We start from the raw sequence: 22,890 nt of genomic DNA on the forward strand, positions 1-22,890 counted from the left end.
TTTTAAATGGACTCCAATAACTAATATCGAACAAGGAATATCGAATTATGAAGTTTTCTTATACTTCGATATTCGTTATTCATTAGCTTCTATTTGCGTGTATCGCGGTTAATAAAATAACCGCCAATGAACGCTAATAAACGTGCATATGGAAATTTTATAAGAGGAACCCTTCCCCAGGTCATCGATCCAATCCAGCGCCTTTCATTGACAAATCGCAATTAACCTATACCCGATAAGCAATCACTTTTCAATGATGAGTAACAATCCGCAGTCAGGGCATTCTTTCGTATCAGCACGAATACTATAACCGCAAGCAGGGCATCTTCCCAGCGATTCCCAGTCTTTAGAAGCCTTGATTTCAGGATACTTTTGTGTATGGAATTCCTCAATACAGTTATGTGCGGCGAGTGCATCCCCTTTTGTTGTCAAGAGAAGATACCGGCATCCACACTTTCCCGTACTACAGCCAGGGGCTAAGACAATTTTAGAAAAAAACCCTTTTCTTAAAAGTAAATCCGATAACTCACGAACGCTTTCTCTCCCTTCTTCCCTGATGGTGACCAATTCATCGTGGTGAGACGCGGGAATGTCCGGCTTTTTCTTTCTTTCTTTTTCAACCTCTTCCGGCATTATCAGGAGAACTCCGCAGTCGGCGCATAAAGAAATATGCGCATAATACTCGGATTCGCATTTTGGGCAAATTTTTACATTTTCAGTAGTCATGAACAATTAACCAAAAAACACTATTACAAAAAGTCTCTGCCAGTTTAAATTATACATAGAGCGATAACGCCGCAATCAATGGGATTTTAACCGCAAAGCACACGCGCGTACACAAAGTTCGTCAATGTTTATATACCCCACTTTTTTTCAATCTCATTTAAAATATTTTTTGTGGTAAATCCAAAGTGTTCTGCCAGGGCCTTTGCGGGAGCAGATGCACCAAAGTGGTCAATTCCGATGATAAGGCCATTGATGCCAGTAAATTCATGCCAGATTCCTTTTGCCGCTGCTTCAATGGAGACACGCCTTGTACATGACGGTGGAAGGATATTGTCTTTATATGCCTCCGGGTTGTTCCTGAATAATTCTAAACAAGGAAAGCTTACGAGACGTGCAGCAACGCCCTTTTCCTGCAGTTTTAGTGTTGCTTCAAGGGCGATTGATACCTCGGACCCAGACGCCATGAGGATTATATCCGGAGTACCCATGGAATCCTTTAGTATGTAGGCGCCGTGTTTTAATCCCTCTGACGAAGGATACACAGAGCGGTCAATAACCGGAATATTCTGGCGGGTAAGTATCAGTGCTGTTGGACCGTTTTTGTGATTCAGCGCCGTTATCCAGGCCGCAGCCGTTTCGGTTGCGTCCGAAGGCCTTATTGTCAACAGGTTTGGAATAAGCCTCAAGGAGGGTAGCTGTTCAATCGGCTGATGCGTTGGGCCGTCTTCTCCGAGAAATATGCTGTCATGGGTAAATACATAAATTACCTGAAGCTTCATCAACGCAGCAAGCCGGATAGAAGGTCTCATGTAGTCGGAAAATATCAGAAACGTGGAACCATGGGGAATAATGCCGCCATAAAGCGCCATGCCGTTGAGAACAGCGCCCATGGCGTGTTCTCTAACCCCGAAGTGGATATTTTTTCCAATAAATGAATTTTTGTTGATGGCAGGCGACCCCTTAATAAACGTTTTAGTGGAGGGGTTAAGATCGGCAGAGCCGCCGATGAAGGACGGTATTTGCTGTGCAATTATCTGCATCATATCTCCGGAAGCAGCCCTTGTTGCGACTGAATCTTTTTTGATGGTCTCAAGCAGCTTAGATTCAAGGTTGTCCGGGATAGCTTTATTCATATAAGCATTCCACTCTCCGGAAAAATCCGGATCCTCTTTTAAGCGGGTATGAAAGGCATTTTGCCAGTTTTCGTAAACATCTTTTAACTCTTTTACGCGGCTAGCGCATAGTTGCCTTACTTCATCAGGAACGTAAAAAGCCGGGTTTTTTGACCAGCCGATATTTTCCTTTGTTAATGCAAGTTCTTTTTCTCCAAGCGGCTCCCCGTGAGCGGACGCATTGTTCTGCTTATTCGGACTCCCTTTTCCAATATGGGTTGTCGCGATAATAAGAGAGGGTCTTTCTTTTTCATTTTGAGCAGATTGTATGGCATTCGCAATTTCATTATGATTGTGCCCGTCAATTTTAAAAACCTTCCATGAGTATGCTTCAAAACGTTTTGCCACGTCTTCTGTAAAAGCAAGTGAGGTGTTTCCCTCTATCGTGATGTGGTTGTTGTCGTAAAGGTAGATAATGTTGGAAAGCCCAAGATGCCCCGCAATGGAAGCAGCCTCGGAGGAAATTCCTTCCATCAGATCTCCATCGCTTACAACCCCGTAAATGGTGTGACCGATAATTTTTTTGCCAACTTTATTAAACCGTGCCGCAAGCAAACGTTCTGCTATTGCCATTCCAACGCCATTTGCAAATCCTTGCCCCAAAGGGCCTGTAGTGACTTCCACGCCAGGGGTATGGCCGTATTCCGGATGTCCCGGTGTTTTACTGTTAAGCTGCCGGAATTGTTTTATTTCATCCAGCGACAGGTCATATCCATAGAGGTGCAATAAGGAATAGAGCAGCATAGAACCATGGCCTGCGGAAAGGATAAACCGGTCCCGGTTGGGCCAATTCGGGTCTTCCGGATTAAATTGTAAAAACTGTGTCCAAAGAACAAACGCAACATCCGCACACCCCATAGGCAATCCCGGATGCCCTGATTGCGCCTTTTCAACTGCGTCGGCGGAAAGCATTTTTAATGTATTGACTGCAAGTTCTGCTGTTTCTTTTTGTATGGCGCTTATTTTCATGTTATAATAATTCTCCCAATTTTTTAGATTTTAAAGCGGCGGCTTCTACTGCATTTATGACAGCGGCACGTAATCCGCCATCTTCTAATTTGCTCACACCTTCAATAGTTGTTCCTGCAGGCGAGGTGACGGCGTCCTTTAACTGTGCGGGATGTTGCCCGGTTTCCAGCACCATTTTTGCTGCGCCCAATGCTGTCTGCGCCGCAAGGGCCGTTGCTATTTCTCTTGGAAGTCCCATTTTTACCCCGCCGTCTGATAATGCCTCAATAAACATATACACATAGGCAGGCCCGCTCCCGCTTACCCCTGTAACTGCATCCAAATATTTTTCCTCAAGTTGAAAAACCTTTCCGACGGCATTAAATATCGCGTGCGCCAATTTCTTATCACCTTCCGTTGTATGTTTCCCTGGTGCAAAGGCCGTCGCCGAAGAGGCAATCAGGCATGGTGTATTAGGCATGACCCTGATAACACGAACGTTTTCTCTGAGTTTTGATTCAATAAAATGCAGGGGAATGCCTGCAGCGATGGATATGATTAAATGACGGGGAGTTATGTCGTTTTTTATATTCTCAAGCGCTTCACCGATAATTTGCGGTTTCACCGCGAGGATAATAACGTCTGCAAAGGCGGCAATATCATGATTGTCTTGTGTAGTTTGGACGCCAATTTCTTCTTTTAATAAACGGCATCGCTCTGCAAGGACATCGCTAACAATAATGTTGCTGCCGGCGCTAAGGCCTGCCCTGATAATGCCTTTGCAAAGCGCCTCCGCCATCTTACCGCCGCCGATAAAGCCGAACTTTTCTTTTAACATTACGCATTTCCTGAATAATTTAATTTTTGAAACACCTTAGTGTGTTTGAGGAGATTGTTTTATTCCCGCTATCTGGAGAAAAAAATAAGGGATTAATTTTCACCCGTGGATTATATCGCAGAATAAAAAAAGGTCAAGGATGGATTGCCCGATACTGCATGAGGATGAAAAGTCGATTTCACACACCTGAAAATACCTTTTATCCGCAGATATAGGTAGAGTCGCGCAGATAAAAAACTTCTTGCAACACTTTGGTCTTTCGAAAAACATATTACCGATAGGCTCCGCAGGAGCGACCTGTCTCACTGTCAATCATATGCAGGCCGATGCCAGGAGTAAAGACTTGACCCTTTTCATGGTTTCTTGTTGATATATGTGTTTTGAGGTGATATAACTCTTTATAAACCAATGCTTAATGTCTTACTTTTTGGCTTCCCGTTCCCTATAGTATTACCCTGTAAAAACTTCTTTTTTTGTAAGTTTTCCTTCGTGTTCTTTGTACTACTATCCATCAATTTCTTGTTTTTTATGCGTGTTTTTCATGCCGCCATTTCCGTAAGTGCTTTAATATCAAGGGCTGAAGCGGTCATCAGTGAACAAGAGAACTTCTGGCCTTTCTCCGTCAAAACATAGCGGTTGGCCCTCGGAACTTTGCGGATTAGACCGTGTGCCCGCAGCATCTTTATCCGTCGGGTCGTTCGTCCGGAATATTTCTTTTGCTGATCCTTGCCGGATTGTTCGGATTCCCGGTAAAGCCACTTACGCAAATCATGGTTGCGGAATCCATTTATCGCGTTTTCGCCTTTGGACAGGAACATCAGCATCTGGTAATCATCCTGCTGCCAGGGATTCAAACCTCGATACCTCTTGCCCTCTTTGACAACCTTGTTACAAGCGCTGCTCACCACTTCTTTCAGTTTCTCCTCTACCTGAGCCGCCGCCAAAGCATCCCCATAACGATCATTGCATTGTTGGCTCACCTCACACCGTCGATGAAGATCGCTTACGCCCTTACGCATCTTCTGCCATGACGCCGGTTTGCCTTCATCATCATTGGGACTCCGAAAGACCTTAAAGTCCCGCGTATTATTGATCGTTGTCTCAATACGCAAGAGACTACCGCTCTTGTTATACATCTTCACTGAATTATAATTCACACTGTGCTTGACCCGTATACCTTCATAGCGTCTTCGATAGTCGCTGATAACCTCATCAGGGGCAGCGCCTGCAAGGTTACGCCTACCCAAATACTTCATCACCGAAGAACTGTCGCAAACCCGCATCGCATGATGAACAAACGATGGAAACAACTCCTCCAATGCCTCAACCGATTTAAACATGATGTCCGTCGCCCACTCCGTCTCATCCGCAGACCAGTAATACTCCGGTTCCAACGGACGAAGAATCTGCGACAATGCCGGGCAACTGCCCAACGCAAGCCCGTTCAGCAGCTTCGCCCAGTCAGTCTTAAGCTGCTCATGGAGCAGAACCTGCGCAGCCGCAATATCCTCTATACGCACAAAACAGTTGCCGTCCTTAACATAATCAATACCTTGCTTCTGAAGTTGCCGCTCCAGCCAATGACGACCATTGAGACAAATGAAAATATTAAACGGCGCCCAACTCTGGATACGAACATGACCAAAACCAAACACTGGATCGTTAAAATAATGATACACAAAGACACACTTGCGGGGCGCCATTACCAACTCGAGCTTCTTGCTGGCCTTGTTGCCCTTGACCATCGGCGCAATACAAGGCTCTACCACACTCAACAGGCAGATGGAACCTTCCGTAATCCTCTTATCCGCCGCGATCTGGCGAGCCAACTTCTCCTTATCAACACCGCTGCTCATCAAATACCGCACCTCGATACCCAAATCTTTCGCCCGCGATTCACAACTGTCTCGCACCTGTGCCGTAAGCCCATTGACCCAACCGGAAAAATCCTTAAGCAGAATTCTCGCTTGGTTCATGAATGTTCCCATCCCACGCTCACTGGCCAACCACCGCAATGTCCCGCGAAAACGAATCCTGTCCAGACCGCTTATTGCACCCACGATCCTGTCTCGATATAATTCCATCAACTTATTCATAAGTAGTGTCCTCCAAATTGTCTGATTACTATTTACGAGGATACTACTATACTTTATAATAAACTAAAAATCACCTTTTTGGTTGCGGCCAAAGGCCGCGCTAGGCCCTTTGTGGTTAAAGGACAGACGCACGGCCGGTGCGTCTCTACATTTTGGTTGCGGCTTTGCTGCGATATGAAATAAAATGCATGAAAAGAGGGAGTATGATTGAAAGGTATTGAAAAACCGATTACACCTGAAGATACAGAAAATGGCAATCCGATGAAACAGCAGGGCGAGATGAAACATTCCGGGAAAAAGGGTACAGAACAAACCACCATTACAGAAATGCTTGCATCCCACAACGTTTTATTGGAAGAAGTGAAATCACTGATTGAAACCCGCCTGTCTTACGACGAAACAAAAGAAAAGACCATTGAGAAACTCCACGAAGAACTGAAACTCTATCGTGACAATTTCATTTCCCAGTCGCAAAAACCTATTTTCATTGACCTGATTATGCTTTATGATGATTTCATGCAGGTACTCTCGGTTTTCGAAGAGAAGCAGGATATGACAAAGGATGATATTGCAGCAATGAGGCATAATATGCATACGATAAAGGAAGGGCTTCTGGAAATTCTGTATCGTAGAGAGGTAACACTGTATCACAAACATCCGGATTTTCTTGATTATAAACTTCACAAAACGATAGGTACGGTACCAACCAGCATAGAAAGCGAAAATAACCAGGTGGCGAAGATTGTAAAACCGGGTTTTTGCTGGAACGGCAAGACGCTAAGGCCTGAGGAAGTAATAATAAAGAAATATCGTAAAGAATGATGCAGCGTACGGCACGCATCTTTGCCGGTGGAAAGTACCCGTGTCGGTTTTTCTGAAAAACGATGCTCTGGAAAAAACAAAAACAGGAGAAGAGAACTATGTCGCCTAAAAAAACAACCGTAGTGGGAATTGATCTGGGCACTACTTTTTCAGCCATTGCGCACATTAATGAGGACACCGGCAAAGCAGAGATTATTCCCAGTCCCGAACAAGACCGTATCACGCCTTCTGTGGTCCTTATTGAAAAGGTGAATGATATTATTGTAGGAGAAATAGCAAAACAGAATGCTGTAGCGGAACCAAACAAGGTCGTTGAGTTTGTAAAAAGACAAATGGGAAAACCAAAAGAAGATAAAAAGGATGAGCAGGGGAATATACTGGTAAAGGGCTGGTGTTTTGAGCATGAGGGGAAAAAGTACAGCGCCCAGGAAATTTCGGCGTTTATCCTGAAAAAACTGAAAAATGACGCCGAAGAGCGGCTGGGAACAATGATAACAGATGCGGTAATTACATGTCCGGCCTATTTTGGGGATCCCGAGAGGGCTGCAACCAAAGAGGCTGGCGTCATTGCGGGATTTAACGTGTTGGCGGTAATTGACGAACCGGTGGCCGCCGCGCTTTCTTATGGACTCGATAAACTCAAACAGGATCAAAATGTCTTTGTCTTTGACCTTGGCGGTGGAACATTTGACGTGGTTATCCTTGAAATCAAAGGCGGAAAAATACGGGAGGTGGTGGTTAATGGCGACCACTTGCTTGGTGGCAAGGACTGGGATGATGAAATCATCCGGTATGCATCAAAGATTTTTAAGGAAAAATACGGAACATACCCGCTGGATGATCTTTCAGCGTATCAGGATTTGCAATTACGCGCAATTAAGGCAAAAGAAGAACTCACAAAACGCGAAAAGACAAAGATTATGTGCGTGCACGCGGGAAATACCCTCCTGGTAGAATTGACCAGAGATACGTTTGAAGAAATTACAAAATATCTCATTGACCGTTGCAAGGTATTATGCGGAATAGCGCTGAGCGATGCAAACATGACGTGGCAAGACGTCGGGGCGGTTCTCCTGGTGGGCGGTTCTACAAGAATGCCCATGATAAGGAATATGATTGCAGAAATAAGCGGAAAAACGCCCAGCGATGAACTAAACCCTGATGAATGCGTAGCCCTTGGCGCTGCCTGGCACGCCGCAATGTTAAGTATTTCCAGCGGCGATATGCCCGTTGAAGTGGTGAAGAGGCTCGCCGGAGTGGAAGTGCAAAAAGTCGCTTCACATAATCTGGGCATCATCGCATTGGACGGAGATGGGAATGAGCGGAATTTTCTAATGATACCAAGGTTTACTCCCCTGCCGTTTGAAAAAAAGGATATTTTTAAAACACTCACCGACAACCAGACTTCCATTCTTCTGCGGATTATGGAAGGCGGAATTATGGGAGAAAACGATACATGCGACCCCCTGGACTGCAATATGATCGCGCAAGGTTCGATACGGGATATCCCCCCTTCACCAAAAGGCAGCCCCATCGAGGTGGCCTATAAATACAATGATATTGGAATACTGGAGGTGCACGGTATTCATCTCCCATCAGGAAAAGAGGTAGTTATAACAGTGGAGCATACCGGCGGTCTGACTGCCCAGGAAATAAAAGCTGCAACTATGAACATTGAAAAAGCCTCAATAACAAGTTAACACCGATGCACCTAACTTCTCAATAAGTTGAGGTAGACAACCCACTCGCTTCCTTTGTTAATGGTAAATTACGCAAGATTAACCCTGCGTTGGGTGCATTCCCGATTTTTTGTATATTTTCACATATTTTGTTTTTTTACAAAGAATTGTAATACTTTAGTCCTATGAAAAAAACCGCTCGTTCCCAAGCTCCGGCTTGGGAACGGGATTGTTTGAGAAGCTCCAGCTTCGAATGGAAAAGGGAATGAACCCATTATGTTAGCTTGGAGGCTTTTCAGTATGTTACCCAAGATATTTGGAAACCTCTTTTGAATCGAATAATACACGAAGCTTCGCTTACCGGCTAAATGGAAGCTAGAGCTTCCAACGCAATTACGTTCCCAAGCCGGACAGACTGGGTCAAATGAACTTTGTTGTCTCAAAAGTGGGGGCAACTCCTCGCATTATGCCTGTTTTAGACCCTATTTAGTGCTGTTTTACCATTAAAGTGGAGAATGCCTGTCGTAAAATAGGATAAAATTGTTCATTTGACCCAGTCTGCGGAGCTTGGGAACGAGCATTTTTGTTTTTCAAAAATCTAAACTGTTACAAAAAATCAGGAATGCTCCTCCCTGCGTTTATGCGGTTGATTTCGTGGTTGTTTGTCCATTTAAAACAGAACTTTTCAACAAACAGAAAAACAAGCCATGGCTACGTCGTTTGATCCTGATAAATATTTCCACAACAATGAATGGAAAAGCGCCATCGACCCTTCTAAAAACCACTATGAACGTTTGGGATTAAGGTTCGGCGAAAATTATTCCGCCCAAAATATAACAAAATCTTTTCAGCAAAGATATGACTGGTGGCGCGAAGCGAACAAACGATACAACACAAACCCCGCCAACACGAAAACAAAAGAAACAGGGCCCGCCTCTGCCGAAGCAATGGGAAAACTGCAGGAGGCGTATGTAGTATTGACCAATCCTTCAAAAAAATCAGCATACGACAAACAACTCTCAACCGACAGCGGTAAAAAGGCAGGAGAAGAATTTAAAAAAATGATTCATATTGTTGCAAGCGACAACGCGCTCACGCAGGAGGGGAAAAAGATACTTCTTAATTACGCTGATACCCTGGGACTTAGCCAGGCAACAGCTTCCGATATGATAACAACAGAAACAGACAAGATGGGGGTGAGGCAACATCAACCATCTTCTCATTCAAGGCCAATTATTGTCGTCAGACAGTCCGGCACTTCTCAACAACCTGAGCTCCCAAACTATTATGCTCTTTTGGAAATAGACGCAACTGCCGGAGAGCATGAAATTCTGGAAGCATATAAAAGAAAAGTGTCTCTTTGGGAAAGCCTGAGTTCAAACCCAAAATTCAGGGACTTTGCCCTGCGAAGAATAGGTACCTTGCGGGAGGCCGTTGATATACTCCTCAATCATGACCGGCGAAGGAGATATGACTATGAATTATTTGGCAAAGGGAAAAAACCTGTCCGGAAAGCCTCGCAAGGAAAAAACAAAACCATAACGGCTGTCCTTGGCGGTGTAGCAATGGTAACTGTGGCGGCAATGATTGCCGTTGTTTTAAACAAGGGCAAGAATTTTCCTCCGGCAATAGTTGCCCCCGAGCCGTATATTTCCAAAAACAAGGACATGCATGATGTTTTGGTGCAGGAAGATGTATCTCCATTTTATAAGGGGTGGCTGGGCGCAACAATCCAGGAGATTGACCCTGCACTGGCGGAGGCTTTTGGTGTTGACATTACAGAAGGAGTCATTGTGACGGAGGCACTGGGTAACTCTCCCGCGGAATCCGCAGGACTCCGGAGCGGTGATATCATTGTTGAGTTTGACGGGACGAAGTTGCGGCACGCAAATCACCTGAATTTCATGGTGGAACAAACAGGAGCAGGGAAGCATGTTGCGATGAGAATCATACGAGACCGCAAAGAAATGGAGCTAAATGTGATTCTTGGCGAACGACCAACTGTACTCTATTCTGCTACGTCACCGGAAACGATACCTCCCGAAAAGAACATTGGCATAATGGTACAAAACGTATCCGAAAATGAAAACGGGGGTGAGGGGGTATTGGTTATTGATGTGCAACCGGAAAGCGCGGCTGCAAAATATAATATAGAAAAAGGTGATATCATTACGGAAATAAATAGAAATAAAATTTCAAATGTCGCTGAATTTATAAGGGCATTGATCTCTGCTGATGCCGATGAAAAAATACTCCTGCATATAAAGAAAAGCGATATTTCGCTTTATCTTACCATCGATCCTGCGGAATAATAGTATAAGGAGGATAAGAAAATTTCACAATTCTAAATTCCTACGCTGGTATATGCTCAATCAGGTTGAAACCACGGGTTTCAGCTTCCGGAAATTATCATTAATTCTGTCTGTCAAATCAGGTAAGATAGTATTTCAAGTTGAACTAAAAACTTACGGATTTTAGCTTTGAACCCAGTAAATGAATCGAATACCTTTGCTTTTGCCGAAAAGGAGTACAACGCTTGCCAGGCACGGCTCGATATCTTTTGTACCCAGAAAAGAGTGGTGTTTTAAAGCAACACAATCTTTTCTGCGATTGCCTATGTGTTCGCAAACAGGAATTGCCGGATAACGCCCCGGTTTTTCGGGTAATACGTTTTTATTTTCCATAAATAAGTCCTTTTTAAAAAAAATGGTTGTTGTTTTCGTTCCGCTTTCAGTATCATTATTGTCTCATAAGCTTCCTGTTTTTGGTATTTGAAACTCAAGCCAGAGGCCTGCGTTACTTTGCAAGATATTTCTGAATTATAGTCAAACAAATAAGGTTTTCGAAAAATTTACACCCCCCCGGCCCCTCTTTTTAGAGGGGAGATGAGAAGTCCCCTCTATCAAGAGGGGATTTAGGGGTGTGTTTGATAGTATGCTTAGTCAAATAAATCTATTTTTCAGAAAGCCATTTTATCGCCAAATTTCTAAAATCATATTTATTTGGCTATAACTCAATAACCATGAAAAAAGAATTTGTTCTCAATACTAACACTTTGGTTATGAAAAAAAACGGCTTGTTCCCAAGCTCCGGCTTGAGAACGGGGTTGTTTGAGAAGCTCCGGCTTCGAATGTAAAAGGGAATGAACCCATGACAGCTTGCAGGTTTTTCAGTATGTTACCCCTGACCTTCGCAATTCTATGGCAGATAAACCGCTAAACCAGTCAATTCAGGGGAAGCACAAAATAGGTCTGCACACTGTAAGCCATTTTGGTAAATTAACACTTAAAATCAATGGTTACATAGAGATACCTGCCAGAAAATAGCAATTTCCGGAATCGAATTGCAAAAGTCGGGTTACCGATGATATTTGAAGACCTCTTTTGAACCAAATAATTATTGCTAAATGGAAGCAAGAGCCTCCAATGCAATTGTGTTCCCAAGCCGGAGCTTGGGCACGAGCATTTCTGCTTTTCCAAAAATCTAAACCGTTACCAATTTAATTGTTTTTTCGAAATGAAAGAGGAATAAAAAAGGAGGCAATCTATGAAGGCAAAGGTGGATCAAGATATGTGTATCGGTTGCGCTTTATGTACTCAAATCTGTCCCGAAGTTTTTAAAATGGAAGATGACAAGGCAGTAGCATATGTTGCTATTGTTCCTAAAGAGGACGAAGATGCCTGTAAAGAGGCGGCAGGTGAATGTCCTGTCACTGCGATAATAATAGAAGAATAAGAGAATTTAAGCAGAGGGGCGGGGAAATCTTGAAAATCAGGAACGGGCTAACGGTTGTTATTGTTGTAAAACTAAACAGGATTATTTATAGTGTGAAGTGAAGGAAGGTTTAAATTTGCCATGTTTAAAATAAAACGGGTTTATGAAAAACCAGATGAAGGCGATGGGATAAGGGTATTGATTGATCGCCTATGGCCGCGGGGTCTCAAAAAAGAAGAGGCTAAAATCGACCATTGGATGAAAGAAATCAGTCCCAGTGATACGCTCCGTAAATGGTTTGCTCATAAAGAGGATCGGTGGCAGGAGTTTGAAAGCCGTTATATGAAAGAGTTGAAAGATAAAAACGACCTCTTGAAACAATTGATAGATTTGGGGAAAAAGGAAAAGGTTACTTTACTATATGCTGCCAAAGATGAGGGACGAAATAATGCACAAGTACTTTTGGAGGTGTTGAAAAAGAAATGAGTTGGGATTGTCCACATCAAAAAAAAGATGAATGTGTAAGATTAAAGAAATTATGCCTGCCATTGCAGAAAGGGTGTGTGCTGGAGGGAAGGGTACAATATATAGACTATCAACCGGATAAGAGAGAAGAAGTGTCAAATATTAAATATTTTAAAAAGCTAATTCCCAAAAAAGAGGATTAAACACATGTGCAACAAAACAAACCTGCTAAAGATTTTTAATATGTTTTTATTCCTGGGGTTGTCAGTTTTTAGCGTCGTATGTACTGAGGCTAATGAGTTACACAGAGATGACCAGGCATTGACCGGGGACTTTTCACATTTACCGAAGAAAGCTGTTGAAGTTGAAGAGCAATACCCACCAGATGTAAAGCCAGGTCCGGTAATAACCGCTGCGAATAAAATATGCGTCGAATGCCATAAAAACCAGACGCCTGCTCTGGTAATGGAATGGGAGCGATCACTGCATGCTCAAAAAGCGGTAGGGTGTGTTGATTGTCACAAGGCTAATGAAGGAGAAATAGACGCCTGGCAGCATATGGGAGCTTTGATTTCTACATTAGTTACTCCCAAAGACTGCTCAAATTGCCACGCAACTGAGTATAAAGAGTTTTCCAGAAGTCATCATGCAAAAGCCGGAGAGATCTTAGATAGCCTTGATAATGTGCTTGCAGAGAAGGTTATTGGCCTTCCGGACAATAATGCCGATGCCGTTAACGGTTGTTTGCAATGTCACGGAAGCATAATAAGATTTATGCGTAATGATGCGGGTGAAATATTGCGGGAAGGAGGAAAGCCGGTAATTGACCCTGATACATGGCCAAACAGTGGAATAGGCCGGTTAAATCCGGATGGTTCAAAAGGTTCGTGCCACGCATGCCATTCGAGACATTCATTTGAGGCAAAATTGTCCAGAGCGCCTGAAAATTGTGGTAAGTGCCACATGGGGCCCGACCATCCTCAAATGGAAATTTATAGAGAATCAAAGCATGGAATTGCATATACCGCCAATATTGATCACATGGCGCTGGATAAAGAAGGTGATTGGGTGTTGGGAAAGGATTACTCCGCAGCTCCGACGTGTACCACCTGCCATATCAGCAGCTATATGACATCGGAAGGACAGCATACCGCCAGCAACCATGATGTTGGAGAGCGAATTAGCTGGACACTTCGGCCGGTCGTCAGTACAAAGATAAATTTGGTGATATATGAAGATGGTTTTAAAGAAGATTATCCCGATACACGGAAATTGCCTGAGATTGGTGAAAGGGTTCAGGTGACTGAAAAAATCGTGCAGGAGGAAACGTTGGTTAATAAAATCGTCTCAAAACGTGTTGATAAAATTGTAACATGGCAGGAACGGCGTGAAAAAATGAAGGGCGTGTGTAGAAATTGCCATAACCATACTCATGTCGACAATTTTTACCACCAATTCGATAGTCTTGTGAACCTCTACAACGAAAAATTTGCGAAACCTGCACAGGCAATGATGACTGCGCTGGCTGAGGATGAAGTCTTAAATCCAAATGCACCATTTGAACATGAAGTACAATGGGTTTTCTGGGAATTGTGGCACCATGAAGGCAGAAGAGCGCGGCATGGAGCAAGCATGATGGGTCCTGATTATACTCACTGGCATGGCATGTATGAGGTGGCAAAACACTATTATATGAAGTTTTTACCTGCCGTAATTAAGGCCGCTGCCCAAAAGAGTGATGATATGAAGATAAAATACGAACAAAAAATTGAGAAATTGTTGGAACAAAAAGAACACTTGTGGATGAAGGGCCTTTCGGAAGAAGAAACAGAAGTATTAAAAGCTACCTATAAAAATCGTTATAATGAATAAAAATGTAAATATAGTATATCTCAAAACAATAATTGGTGGAATGAGGATCACAGATATGCTTGTTGGTGATCGCCTCTCAGAAATCTGTTAATTTAATTTTAAAAGAAGAAAGGGGAAATCTATGAAAGTATCTGTCTATGACACACACGTAGTGAAGAAAAACGGGCTGACAATGCATTTTGATATTATCGTCCCTGATGATCAGACACATGAAAAGGTTCTTCAATTTGGCCTTGAATATCTAAAAAGAGTGGGACAGGAGGGACAACCACTCACAACAAAAGAATGTCGTTTCTGCCACATGGAAGAGGCGTCAGAGGATATTGAAAAGGCTATTAAAGAAAGCGGTTATTACATTTATGAAATGGAAGGATGTCATTGAGAAACACTCCAACCCGATTTTGATGCGAGGCTAACATGGAATTCAAAAATTTGTCGAATACTATTAAAATACCAGTGATAGGTCTTGGAACATGGACTATTGGCGGAGGAGATGAAGCAGATACCACGTATGATAAAGAGAATATTTCTGCAATAAAAACTGCAATCAAACTTGGAATAACACACATTGATAACGCTGAAGCATATGCCCAAGGCCATTCACACGGCAACGTCAAAGTCACCCTACGAAAGACGCGGATCAAGAATTTGTGCCAAAAGCTCCCGTCAATAAGTGGAGAAGAAAGTAAAAAACGATAGAATTCCCATATAAATCTGCAGAAATGAGCAAAACAAGCAAAATGTAACGGGAGTATCCCTGTGGTAACGAAAGAGATAGTAAAAAAATAAAGGCTTTTTTTTGTTCTCTACATTACAAGCGAAGCATTTGAAGTGCAAGAAAAGGTCTTGCCGCAAAATTTCTGAGCGTCTTTGCAATATTTGGTACATTGAGAAAATGAAACAGCCCAACCACAAGGTTCTTCAAAGAAGCCATTGCCCTTGGGGCATTTTGTGTGCGTATTTGAGAATGGTCTTCACGGAAGGAGGTATCACGCACATAATGAAGTCCATTTTCTATTGACCAGTGTCCGCGGGAAAACTTAAGAATGGTTTTGGGACTTGCTTTTTGTTGTGTCAGGCTGGTAATACCGTAAACAATTTCCTCGGTCTTTTTGCCGGTCTTGACTTTTGTAAATATTCTATGAATGCAAAATACCTGCTTAACGTAGGGGAAATCAAGATATTCGTTTAATTCGGTGCTGGTCCAAATCCTGCGGATTTCAATGCGGCCATGGCCTTTTTCAATTGTTTCGTGCTGAGGGGGGAAAAGAACTGAGATTCAGTTCCTTGATGGCTTGTTTTATGGTTTTTTGATTATCTTTCACCGTGAATATATATTCTGCCTTTTTGTCTTCTACCAGATAACGGGCGGTTTCCTTTTGCGCATGTAAGGCATCGAAAGTAACGACACGGTCTTTTATGTCTAAATCATCAAACAATACCGGAACCATCGGTATTTCGTTTGTTTTGCGGTCTACCTGAGTTTGTGCGAGAACTATACCCTGTTTATGAAGAAAAGCGGCAAGCAAATGTACCTGTTTGCCGTCAGGCTGTCTTGCACCGCAAAGGGTTTTCCCGTCAACCGCAATGGGCAGGCTTTTATCACCTACAGATTGAAACCAACGCGAGAGGACTTTATCAACTGCTTCTGCATCCACCTGCTGTAAGAAACGCCTGATGGTAGGTTCACTCGGTGGTTCGTATCGTTTCGTTTTTGCATTGTAACGGCAGGAGAGACGTTTGAGCATATTTTGCGGACAACGCTTTGCCCACTCTGCAATGGCGGCAAAGCTCCAGGCATTGCAGATGATAGCACAGATAGAAATTGCCAGGATAGAACGTTTCCTGTGGCGAACGCCTCTGGGCATGCGATGTTCAGGGATTTGCTGCAATAATTCGTCAAGAAATTCCGCATCTTTTAAAGATAATTTCATAGGCTTTGTCTCCTTTCTTAATTGTATGGTAAGATTAAGGTTGTTAAGTTGTTTTTGGACTTGTGCTTTCAATGAGCGAACAAAGACCATCTTTGGCTTATTGTGCAGAAGATAGCCTTGTGATGATCTGGCAAAACCGGTTGAATGTCCTAAAAAAATCCATCCTGCGGCCTTATAGCAGACGCCTTTAAAAAAACGAGGATCGACAAAGGTCTCCACAAACCAGATTGGATGCCCATAGACCTTAGTCCAGTCTTGTGATAAGCGCTTAAGGTTAAGAGAAAGAATACGGGAGGCAAGGTTTGGTACGTGTATCTGAGGAAGGATCAGGAAACGTGAGTTGTTTGCTATGAGTTTCAGTCGTTGCGATTTTAAAAATGGCGGCCATCCAATCCACTTATCGCGAACGGTACATTTTAATGCTGCGGCAGCCCAGCCGATCAAGGCAAGCCATTGTCCCTGTGATTCCGCTACGTAGCGAATTGATTCTCCTACGAGAGAACGAAATACAAGGTAATGATGCTGGCGCATCAGTGTGTCCCAATTTGCCTGGTCGTTTTGTGAAACAGGACGAACGGTAATTGAATGAAGTAGTTCGTTGTGTGTGTTATCGATTGGTGTTGTATGCTGGTTCATGCCCTATAATATAAAATATTTTAGGGGGAATGTCCACGTTTTTTTACATATCTTTGTATATTATGCGCTTATGGAAAACTTTGACAGCGCCGTGAGGCCATTCAGAAGAACTGGTTGGAAGAGCAATCGTTGGTTTAGATAGAAAAAGCCTGTTTATCACCTCGAAAGTTTCACCGGAGCATTTAAGCTATGACAATCTTCTTGCTTCTGCAAAAGGAAGCCTGCAAAGATTAAATACGGATTATATTGATTTATATTTGATTCATGCGCCTAATCCGGATATCCCAATACAGGAAACCATGAAGGCAATGGATTTTTTAGTTGAACAGAAACTGGTTAGGTGTATTGGGGTAAGTAATTTTTCGGTTGACCAAATAAAAGAAGCGCAGAAATATACCAAAAACAAAATAGTTGCTAATCAAATTGAATACAACCTACTCGTAAGAGACAAAGGCAGAGTTACAGAGAATATGGAATCTGAAATAATTCCCTATTGCCAGGAAAATAATATTTTCATTATCGCATGGAGACCACTTGCAAAGGGTAAGCTTGCAAAACCGGGTTTCAAAATCTTAGATGAATTAGCTGATAAGTATCATAAGACGCAGGCCCAAATTGCAATAAATTGGCTAATTTCTAAAAAGGGGATTGTTGTCATTTCGAAATCAACAAAAGTTGAACATCTTGAAAAAAACCTGGGTGCAATTGGCTGGAAATTAAGACAAGAAGATACTGATAGATTAAATAACGAATTTATTAATTCAAGGACGTAAATAAATTTACAAGGTTGATTATTTTTAGAAATAAAGGCTTAAATTTGCCATATTTGAAATAAAACGTGTTTATGAAAAACCGGACGAGGGTGCTGGGATAGGGTATTGATTGATCGTCTATGGCCACGGGGACTCAAGAAAGAAGATGCCGCCAAAGATTATTGAATGAAAGAGATTGTTTCCTTTGCAGGAAGGCTGTGTGTTGAAAGGGGAAAAGTTACATTTACAGGCAACCAATTATATAATGCACATAAAATAAATTTAAAAAAGGGGGATGATAAGGATGACAAAGTTAGATCCAATTGTAGAATTTAGAGAAGACCACCGAAAGGTAAGGGACGGATTACTTGAATTAATGGAAGCCTTGCAATCAAAGGATGTTGTTACGGCAAGGAAAATACTTGGCAAAATAAACGTGGCTGTCGGCCCACATTTTCGATATGAGGAAGAAACTCTTTATCCCGCACTGCGGGTATTATTAGGCGAGCACGTAGACCAGTTAATAAAGGAGCATGATGGCGTAATAGCTACTGCCCGTTCTTGTGCTGAGCTATTAAAGAAGGATAGCCTGACAGATGAAGAGGCAAAAAAGGCGACCACGGCAGCAAGGGAGCTTTTAGTCCACGTCTCAAACTGTGACGGTTTGTCCATACTTTCCGAAAGATTGAGTAAAAAGGAAGTTGATAATTTAAGCGAGAAACTTGCTGCCGCAAGAAAGGCAGGCGTACCTTTACTGGATTGGGCAGAAACCATAAGAGGCAAATGAAATAAACCATGGAGACAGATAAGAAAGGTTTGGCGATCATATTTCATAGCGGTTCTTACGACCGCATTTATCACGGTTTTTCCATAGTCCTTGTAGCCCTGGCATTAGGCAGAGAGGTAAGGTGTTTTTTTACCTATTGGGCATTAGAATATCTGATAAAAGGAAAGTCTGTGTTCCAGCTTAATGAAGAGGGACAGACTCACAGGAAACTATTAGAAGCGCATATGAGAAAGGGCCATATTCAGGAAATATCTGAACTTTTAACTCAATCTAAGGCAATGGGTGCAAAGTTTTATGTGTGTACCAATTCTATGGGCTTGTTAAACATATCGCGGGATGAACTTGTAAATGAGGTTGATAAGAGTATGGGGTTAACCACATTTCTTGCAGAGACGGGTCAGGATCAAATCCTGTTTATTTAATTTATGAAAGAATGATAAAAGAAAAATAACTTGCAATTTTTCTTTATTTTTCTAAATTGATCATTTGATGAAAAAAAGTAATTTCCTATCATCTATCATCTAAAAAAGAAGAGTGGGCTTTGCGTATGAACGAGAATGTAATCGCTAACAAAAATAATTTTTTGAAGGTCAAAAAACGCCAGATCAGTGACGAACAAATCCGTAAATTTGAGGGATATGCCGCCGAGATATTTACCACGCTGGGGCTGAATTTGAATACCGCAGCCACAAAGGAAACGCCCCACCGTTTTATCAATGCTCTTATCGAGTCGACTGAGGGTTATGACGGCGATCCTAAATTAGTTAAGGTGTTTGAAACCGAGTGCCGCGGCGGGCCCGATTGTCGCCTGAGTCAGATAATCGAAGGCCCGATTCGCTTTTTCGCGCTCTGCGAACATCACTGCCTGCCGTTTTACGGCGTGGTCTATGTCGGCTATATCTCACATGAACATATTATCGGTCTTTCCAAACTCACGCGTCTGGTGCATCTTTTTTCGCGTCGTTTTGAGGTACAGGAACGAATCGGTCAGCAGATCGCCGACACCCTCAACCAACTTCTTCTTCCTCACGGCGTCGCTGTATACATTGAGGCGCATCACTTATGCGTCGAGATGCGCGGCGTTAAAGAAATCTCTTCCATTAGCCGCACGACGTTTTGGCGTGGAAATTATGATGGCGATCCGGCGCTGCGGGCGGAATTTCTGGCGGCATGCGGAAAGAAATAATGATAGTATAACGCGAGGACTTTGATGTCGACATTGCAAAACACAAAACGAGCATATTTGATCACCGGTGCAGCCAATCGGATCGGCCGGACATTAGCACTAAATCTAGCTCATCAAGCCTCCGTCGTAGTCATTCATTATCGCTCGTCTCAATCCGCCGCTGAAGAATTGGCCAAAGAAATCCGCGACAACGGAACCACGACCTTTACAATTGCCGCAAACCTTGAATCCCCTGCTGAGGCGCAAAATCTGCTCAAGCGAGTATGGGATATAGCAGGTCCGATAGATGTGCTAATTAACAATGCCTCTATTTTTGAAACCGGCCGCCTTACTGAAATTTCAATGGACGACATCCAGCGTAACATGATGACCAATGCCTTCGCTCCGTTTCTGCTTTCCCGTTCGTTTGCCCGGTTGAACAAGGATCGTGCGTCGGCCGTGCTGCCGGTAATCATTAATTTTCTTGATTCACGTATTACCGGGTACGACCGTCAGCACGTCGCGTATCATCTGGCGAAGCGCGCACTCTTTGCGCTGACAAAAATGATGGCGCTAGAATTTGCCCCTAATGTCCGCGCCAACGCTATTGCGCCGGGTCTGATACTGCCGCCGGCCGGTAAAGATCGGGCTTATCTTGAGCAGCTTAAATCCGCCAATCCACTCAATAGCATCGGTAGTGCCGACCAGATCACGACTGCCGTCCGCTTTCTGATCGATAACGAATTTGTCACCGGCCAGGTCATTTATGTCGATGGCGGCAGACACCTTATTGGCAATACGTACGGATAAAGAGTTATGGTATCTCTCAAAAAAAACAGTGTAAAAACCCGTTTTTAATTTATCTAAAGCCAGCCTTTATGCGGGCTTTACTTTCTAACAAATAGCATTTACCATGAAATTTTGAGATGATACGATTTATGGATAGAGAAAAGCTCGACAAAATTAGTATTACCGATCTGCTGCTTCGATGCGTTATCGGCCTAAACGACTGGGAACGCACGCAAAAACAGGATGTGCTAATCAACATTACTCTTTATGCCGATTTGAGTCGTCCCTGTAAAAGCGACCGCATCAAAGATTCCATTGACTACAAAGAAATTAAAAAACAGGTAATCACAATAGTGGAAAGCTCAAGTTTCTATCTCGTTGAGCGGCTGGCAGACAGCATCGCGCAGATTTGTCTTACACACCCGGTCGTCAAGGCCGTAACTATACGAGTTGATAAACCCGGTGCACTGCGATACGCAAAAAGCGTCAGTGTTGAAATTTTCAGGATGCGCAACGATGACTGAAATATTGCATACTAGGCCTGTGGTCGATGCCTTTATTGCCGTTGGCTCAAATATTGATCCGCAGGACAACATTTGCCGAGCCTTAACTATGCTCTGCACACAAATGCCGATTGCCGCCATATCGAATTTTTACAAGACCGTCGCAGTCAGTGCCTCTGAGCAACCTGATTTTCTAAACGGCGTTGTCAGAATTAAAACCGATCATCAACCGCGCGAAATAAAATTTGATATCCTGCGAAAAATTGAAGTACGCCTTGGCCGCGTGCGCTCTGTAGATAAATTCGCACCACGAACTATCGACCTCGACCTCATTCTGTACGGAACATCAGTAATTAATGATCCCGATCTTCGCCTGCCAGATCCGTCAATTTACACTTATTCGTTTGTGACCGTTCCACTTATAGAACTTGCACCTGACCTTGTCCTGCCGGATACCGGCAAACAACTTTCAACCGAACCTGTAACAAAACTTAAAATCGCCCTGCACCTTGAAAGCGAATTCACCGACATGCTTCGCCGCCTCATTTTGCGTTGACAGGCTACTCATTGAATAAAAATGCTAAAACTTAATAACATTGGGGTAGTAAGGAAGAGTGATATCGTCTATTGTGTAAGCTATCTTGTCGGGACCAGGGGCTAAAGATTACATATTATGGAAGAATTGCTAAAGTAACTTTATGGAAAATAAATATATAAAAAATGCGCTATGAAGAAACCTGTAATCTTTACCATTGGCCATTCTACTCGGCAAATAGATGAATTTATAAAACTGTTGCAGATATACAGCGTTAAAGTAGTGGTGGATGTGAGGACAATACCGAAATCTCGCCATAACCCACAATTTAATGAAGAGGATCTCAAGCAATCATTGCGGAAGGTGCATATCCGTTACAAGCATCTAAAGAAGCTTGGTGGATTGCGCCACACAACAAAAGATTCGTTAAATCTCGGTTGGCGCAACGCCTCATTTAGAGGATTCGCCGATTACATGGCAACGCCTGAATTTTCAGAAGGTTTGGAAAGCCTTATAAAGATCGCTAGTTTGAGAGAAACAACTATCATGTGTGCCGAAGCCGTGCCGTGGCGATGTCACCGCTCGCTCATTGCCGACGCACTCACGAAAAGAGGGTGGACAGTGAAAGACATCATGAGTCGCACCTCCGCCACAAAGCACCGCCTGACCCCTTTTTTGAAAGTAAAGAAAGGGCAACTCATATATCCCGGACCTAAAACATGATTCGCTATAGATACAAGAAGCCGGTAATACTTTTCGTGGGTATTAATCCCCATCCCGGATCGTTCAATCGTCGCGTGCCGTTTTCCAACAATAAGCTCTTTTGGTACCTCCTCTCGGAAGCCGGTCTCATTAAGGAGAAAAGAGAAGAATTACGTGACGACAAGACACTGGAGCGTGTCTACAAAGAAAAATTTAATACGGTATATGAGCTTGGATTCGTGAACATTATTGATAGACCGACACGAGATATAACAGGGATTAAGAAGCACGAGGAGTTGCCCGGACGTAAAAAGATTTCTCGTATTATAAAAGCCGAGATGCCGAAGGTGGTCTGCTTCATCGGCAAAGTCACTTATGAAAAGTACGCCGGATCAAAGGATTTCTCTTTTGGCTGGCAAGAAAATATAGGCGCGTCAAAAGTCTTTGTCATGCATTTCCCTTTACGCGGCGAAGCCCTTATTAGAGTCCGGGAATTGCAAGAGATTAAGCGAACTATCCAAAGTCTATGATACTGGGTTCATTGGTAGTGGTTTAGTTATATGGGTATATGTGCCGTAAATCAAGCATTCAATCAAAGAGCACTGTTCCACTGGCATCAGTCGTCGGACGTATGCGCTCTGGTTTTTGGTCGCCTTACTTCTTTTGATTCACGCAGTTATGATTATGATCCGCGACATCGTCTTTATTTTATTGCAAGCGGTCAACGCACCCCTTACTTTGGTGATTCTTCTTTT

Annotated in this window: 24 protein-coding genes and 2 pseudogenes; 19 read left to right on the forward strand and 7 right to left on the reverse strand. The window is 43.1% G+C overall.

From position 1 onward, the window contains the following. Window positions 1–243 precede the first annotated feature (243 nt). From KSMBR1_RS08735 to KSMBR1_RS08750, 4 genes are all read right to left on the reverse strand, one after another. Window positions 244–726, reverse strand: coding sequence for a hypothetical protein (locus KSMBR1_RS08735; protein ID WP_099324975.1), 483 nt, complete (start codon window positions 724–726; stop codon window positions 244–246). 128 nt (window positions 727–854) lie between these two features. Then, window positions 855–2,867 carry a transketolase gene (tkt, locus tag KSMBR1_RS08740; protein WP_099324976.1) on the reverse strand — a complete coding sequence of 671 codons (2,013 nt, stop codon included), beginning with the start codon at window positions 2,865–2,867 and terminating at the stop codon, window positions 855–857. Window position 2,868: 1 nt separating this feature from the next. Continuing rightward, entirely contained in the window at window positions 2,869–3,684 is an 816-nt protein-coding gene (gene proC / locus KSMBR1_RS08745; protein WP_099324977.1) for a pyrroline-5-carboxylate reductase, read from the reverse strand. A 539-nt stretch (window positions 3,685–4,223) separates the two neighbouring features. Further along, the gene (locus KSMBR1_RS08750; RefSeq protein WP_099323647.1) at window positions 4,224–5,780 is read right to left on the reverse strand and encodes a hypothetical protein; all 1,557 of its coding nucleotides are present in this window, start codon (window positions 5,778–5,780) and stop codon (window positions 4,224–4,226) included. 207 nt (window positions 5,781–5,987) lie between these two features. On the opposite strand from KSMBR1_RS08750, the gene grpE reads away from it, so the two are divergent. The 3 genes from grpE (at window position 5,988) to KSMBR1_RS08765 (ending at window position 10,593) form a co-directional block, all read left to right on the forward strand. Further along, window positions 5,988–6,602: a nucleotide exchange factor GrpE gene (gene grpE, locus KSMBR1_RS08755; RefSeq protein ID WP_099324978.1), complete on the forward strand. Its 615-nt coding sequence runs from the start codon at window positions 5,988–5,990 to the stop codon at window positions 6,600–6,602. A gap of 98 nt (window positions 6,603–6,700) precedes the next feature. Further along, on the forward strand, window positions 6,701–8,302 hold the full coding sequence (locus tag KSMBR1_RS08760) for an Hsp70 family protein (RefSeq protein WP_157820493.1): 1,602 nt from the start codon (window positions 6,701–6,703) through the stop codon (window positions 8,300–8,302). A 686-nt stretch (window positions 8,303–8,988) separates the two neighbouring features. Next, window positions 8,989–10,593, forward strand: coding sequence for a PDZ domain-containing protein (locus KSMBR1_RS08765; RefSeq protein WP_099324980.1), 1,605 nt, complete (start codon window positions 8,989–8,991; stop codon window positions 10,591–10,593). Window positions 10,594–10,755: 162 nt separating this feature from the next. Here the strand turns inward: KSMBR1_RS08765 and KSMBR1_RS08770 are convergent, their stop codons facing one another. Beyond that, the gene (locus KSMBR1_RS08770; protein ID WP_099324981.1) at window positions 10,756–10,965 is read right to left on the reverse strand and encodes a hypothetical protein; all 210 of its coding nucleotides are present in this window, start codon (window positions 10,963–10,965) and stop codon (window positions 10,756–10,758) included. Window positions 10,966–11,827: 862 nt separating this feature from the next. Here KSMBR1_RS08770 and KSMBR1_RS08775 point away from each other — a divergent pair. The 6 genes from KSMBR1_RS08775 to KSMBR1_RS08800 all read left to right on the forward strand — a co-directional run bounded on the left by KSMBR1_RS08775 (window position 11,828) and on the right by KSMBR1_RS08800 (window position 15,031). Then, entirely contained in the window at window positions 11,828–12,016 is a 189-nt protein-coding gene (locus tag KSMBR1_RS08775) for a ferredoxin (RefSeq protein WP_099324982.1), read from the forward strand. 120 nt (window positions 12,017–12,136) lie between these two features. Continuing rightward, the gene (locus KSMBR1_RS08780) at window positions 12,137–12,481 is read left to right on the forward strand and encodes a DUF488 domain-containing protein (protein ID WP_099324983.1); all 345 of its coding nucleotides are present in this window, start codon (window positions 12,137–12,139) and stop codon (window positions 12,479–12,481) included. Continuing rightward, window positions 12,478–12,663, forward strand: coding sequence for a hypothetical protein (locus KSMBR1_RS08785; protein WP_099324984.1), 186 nt, complete (start codon window positions 12,478–12,480; stop codon window positions 12,661–12,663). The genes KSMBR1_RS08780 and KSMBR1_RS08785 overlap by 4 nt, the downstream gene beginning before the upstream one ends. A gap of 4 nt (window positions 12,664–12,667) precedes the next feature. Then, window positions 12,668–14,332, forward strand: a complete 1,665-nt coding sequence (locus tag KSMBR1_RS08790) for a multiheme c-type cytochrome (protein ID WP_099324985.1) — start codon at window positions 12,668–12,670, stop codon at window positions 14,330–14,332. Between the two features lie 121 nt (window positions 14,333–14,453). Then, the gene (locus KSMBR1_RS08795) at window positions 14,454–14,714 is read left to right on the forward strand and encodes a DUF2024 family protein (RefSeq protein ID WP_099324986.1); all 261 of its coding nucleotides are present in this window, start codon (window positions 14,454–14,456) and stop codon (window positions 14,712–14,714) included. A gap of 35 nt (window positions 14,715–14,749) precedes the next feature. After that, on the forward strand, window positions 14,750–15,031 hold the full coding sequence (locus KSMBR1_RS08800) for an aldo/keto reductase (protein WP_099324987.1): 282 nt from the start codon (window positions 14,750–14,752) through the stop codon (window positions 15,029–15,031). Between the two features lie 112 nt (window positions 15,032–15,143). Here KSMBR1_RS08800 and KSMBR1_RS23350 read toward each other — a convergent pair whose 3' ends face one another. Further along, the gene (locus KSMBR1_RS23350) at window positions 15,144–15,611 is read right to left on the reverse strand and encodes an ISAs1 family transposase (RefSeq protein ID WP_099323889.1); all 468 of its coding nucleotides are present in this window, start codon (window positions 15,609–15,611) and stop codon (window positions 15,144–15,146) included. Beyond that, complete coding sequence (locus KSMBR1_RS08810; protein WP_099324988.1) at window positions 15,574–16,902, reverse strand: ISAs1 family transposase; 1,329 nt, start codon at window positions 16,900–16,902, stop codon at window positions 15,574–15,576. Before KSMBR1_RS08810 ends, KSMBR1_RS23350 begins: the two co-directional genes overlap by 38 nt. 107 nt (window positions 16,903–17,009) lie before the next feature. On the opposite strand from KSMBR1_RS08810, the pseudogene KSMBR1_RS08815 reads away from it, so the two are divergent. The 10 genes and pseudogenes from KSMBR1_RS08815 to KSMBR1_RS08855 all read left to right on the forward strand — a co-directional run. Then, window positions 17,010–17,675: pseudogene (locus tag KSMBR1_RS08815) on the forward strand (aldo/keto reductase); the annotation flags it as partial. A gap of 49 nt (window positions 17,676–17,724) precedes the next feature. Beyond that, window positions 17,725–17,834 (forward strand): annotated as a pseudogene (locus KSMBR1_RS23355) (DUF488 family protein, N3 subclade); the annotation flags it as partial. Between the two features lie 124 nt (window positions 17,835–17,958). Beyond that, complete coding sequence (locus KSMBR1_RS08820; RefSeq protein WP_230405714.1) at window positions 17,959–18,441, forward strand: hemerythrin domain-containing protein; 483 nt, start codon at window positions 17,959–17,961, stop codon at window positions 18,439–18,441. Between the two features lie 8 nt (window positions 18,442–18,449). After that, complete coding sequence (locus KSMBR1_RS08825) at window positions 18,450–18,863, forward strand: DsrE/DsrF/DrsH-like family protein (RefSeq protein WP_099324991.1); 414 nt, start codon at window positions 18,450–18,452, stop codon at window positions 18,861–18,863. Between the two features lie 125 nt (window positions 18,864–18,988). After that, a complete protein-coding gene (gene folE, locus KSMBR1_RS08830; protein ID WP_099324992.1) occupies window positions 18,989–19,627 on the forward strand; it encodes a GTP cyclohydrolase I in 639 nt (212 codons plus the stop codon). A 24-nt stretch (window positions 19,628–19,651) separates the two neighbouring features. Further along, window positions 19,652–20,416: an SDR family oxidoreductase gene (locus KSMBR1_RS08835; protein ID WP_099324993.1), complete on the forward strand. Its 765-nt coding sequence runs from the start codon at window positions 19,652–19,654 to the stop codon at window positions 20,414–20,416. A gap of 128 nt (window positions 20,417–20,544) precedes the next feature. Next, window positions 20,545–20,919 carry a dihydroneopterin aldolase gene (gene folB / locus KSMBR1_RS08840; protein WP_099324994.1) on the forward strand — a complete coding sequence of 125 codons (375 nt, stop codon included), beginning with the start codon at window positions 20,545–20,547 and terminating at the stop codon, window positions 20,917–20,919. After that, window positions 20,912–21,454, forward strand: a complete 543-nt coding sequence (gene folK / locus KSMBR1_RS08845) for a 2-amino-4-hydroxy-6-hydroxymethyldihydropteridine diphosphokinase (protein ID WP_099324995.1) — start codon at window positions 20,912–20,914, stop codon at window positions 21,452–21,454. The genes folB and folK overlap by 8 nt, the downstream gene beginning before the upstream one ends. A 171-nt stretch (window positions 21,455–21,625) precedes the next feature. Next, window positions 21,626–22,156 carry a DUF488 domain-containing protein gene (locus KSMBR1_RS08850; protein WP_099324996.1) on the forward strand — a complete coding sequence of 177 codons (531 nt, stop codon included), beginning with the start codon at window positions 21,626–21,628 and terminating at the stop codon, window positions 22,154–22,156. After that, window positions 22,153–22,665, forward strand: a complete 513-nt coding sequence (locus KSMBR1_RS08855) for a uracil-DNA glycosylase family protein (protein ID WP_099324997.1) — start codon at window positions 22,153–22,155, stop codon at window positions 22,663–22,665. Before KSMBR1_RS08850 ends, KSMBR1_RS08855 begins: the two co-directional genes overlap by 4 nt. The last annotated feature ends 225 nt before the right edge of the window (window positions 22,666–22,890 follow it).

It is taken from the genome of Candidatus Kuenenia stuttgartiensis (genome assembly GCF_900232105.1).
Lineage (GTDB): Bacteria > Planctomycetota > Brocadiia > Brocadiales > Brocadiaceae > Kuenenia > Kuenenia stuttgartiensis_A.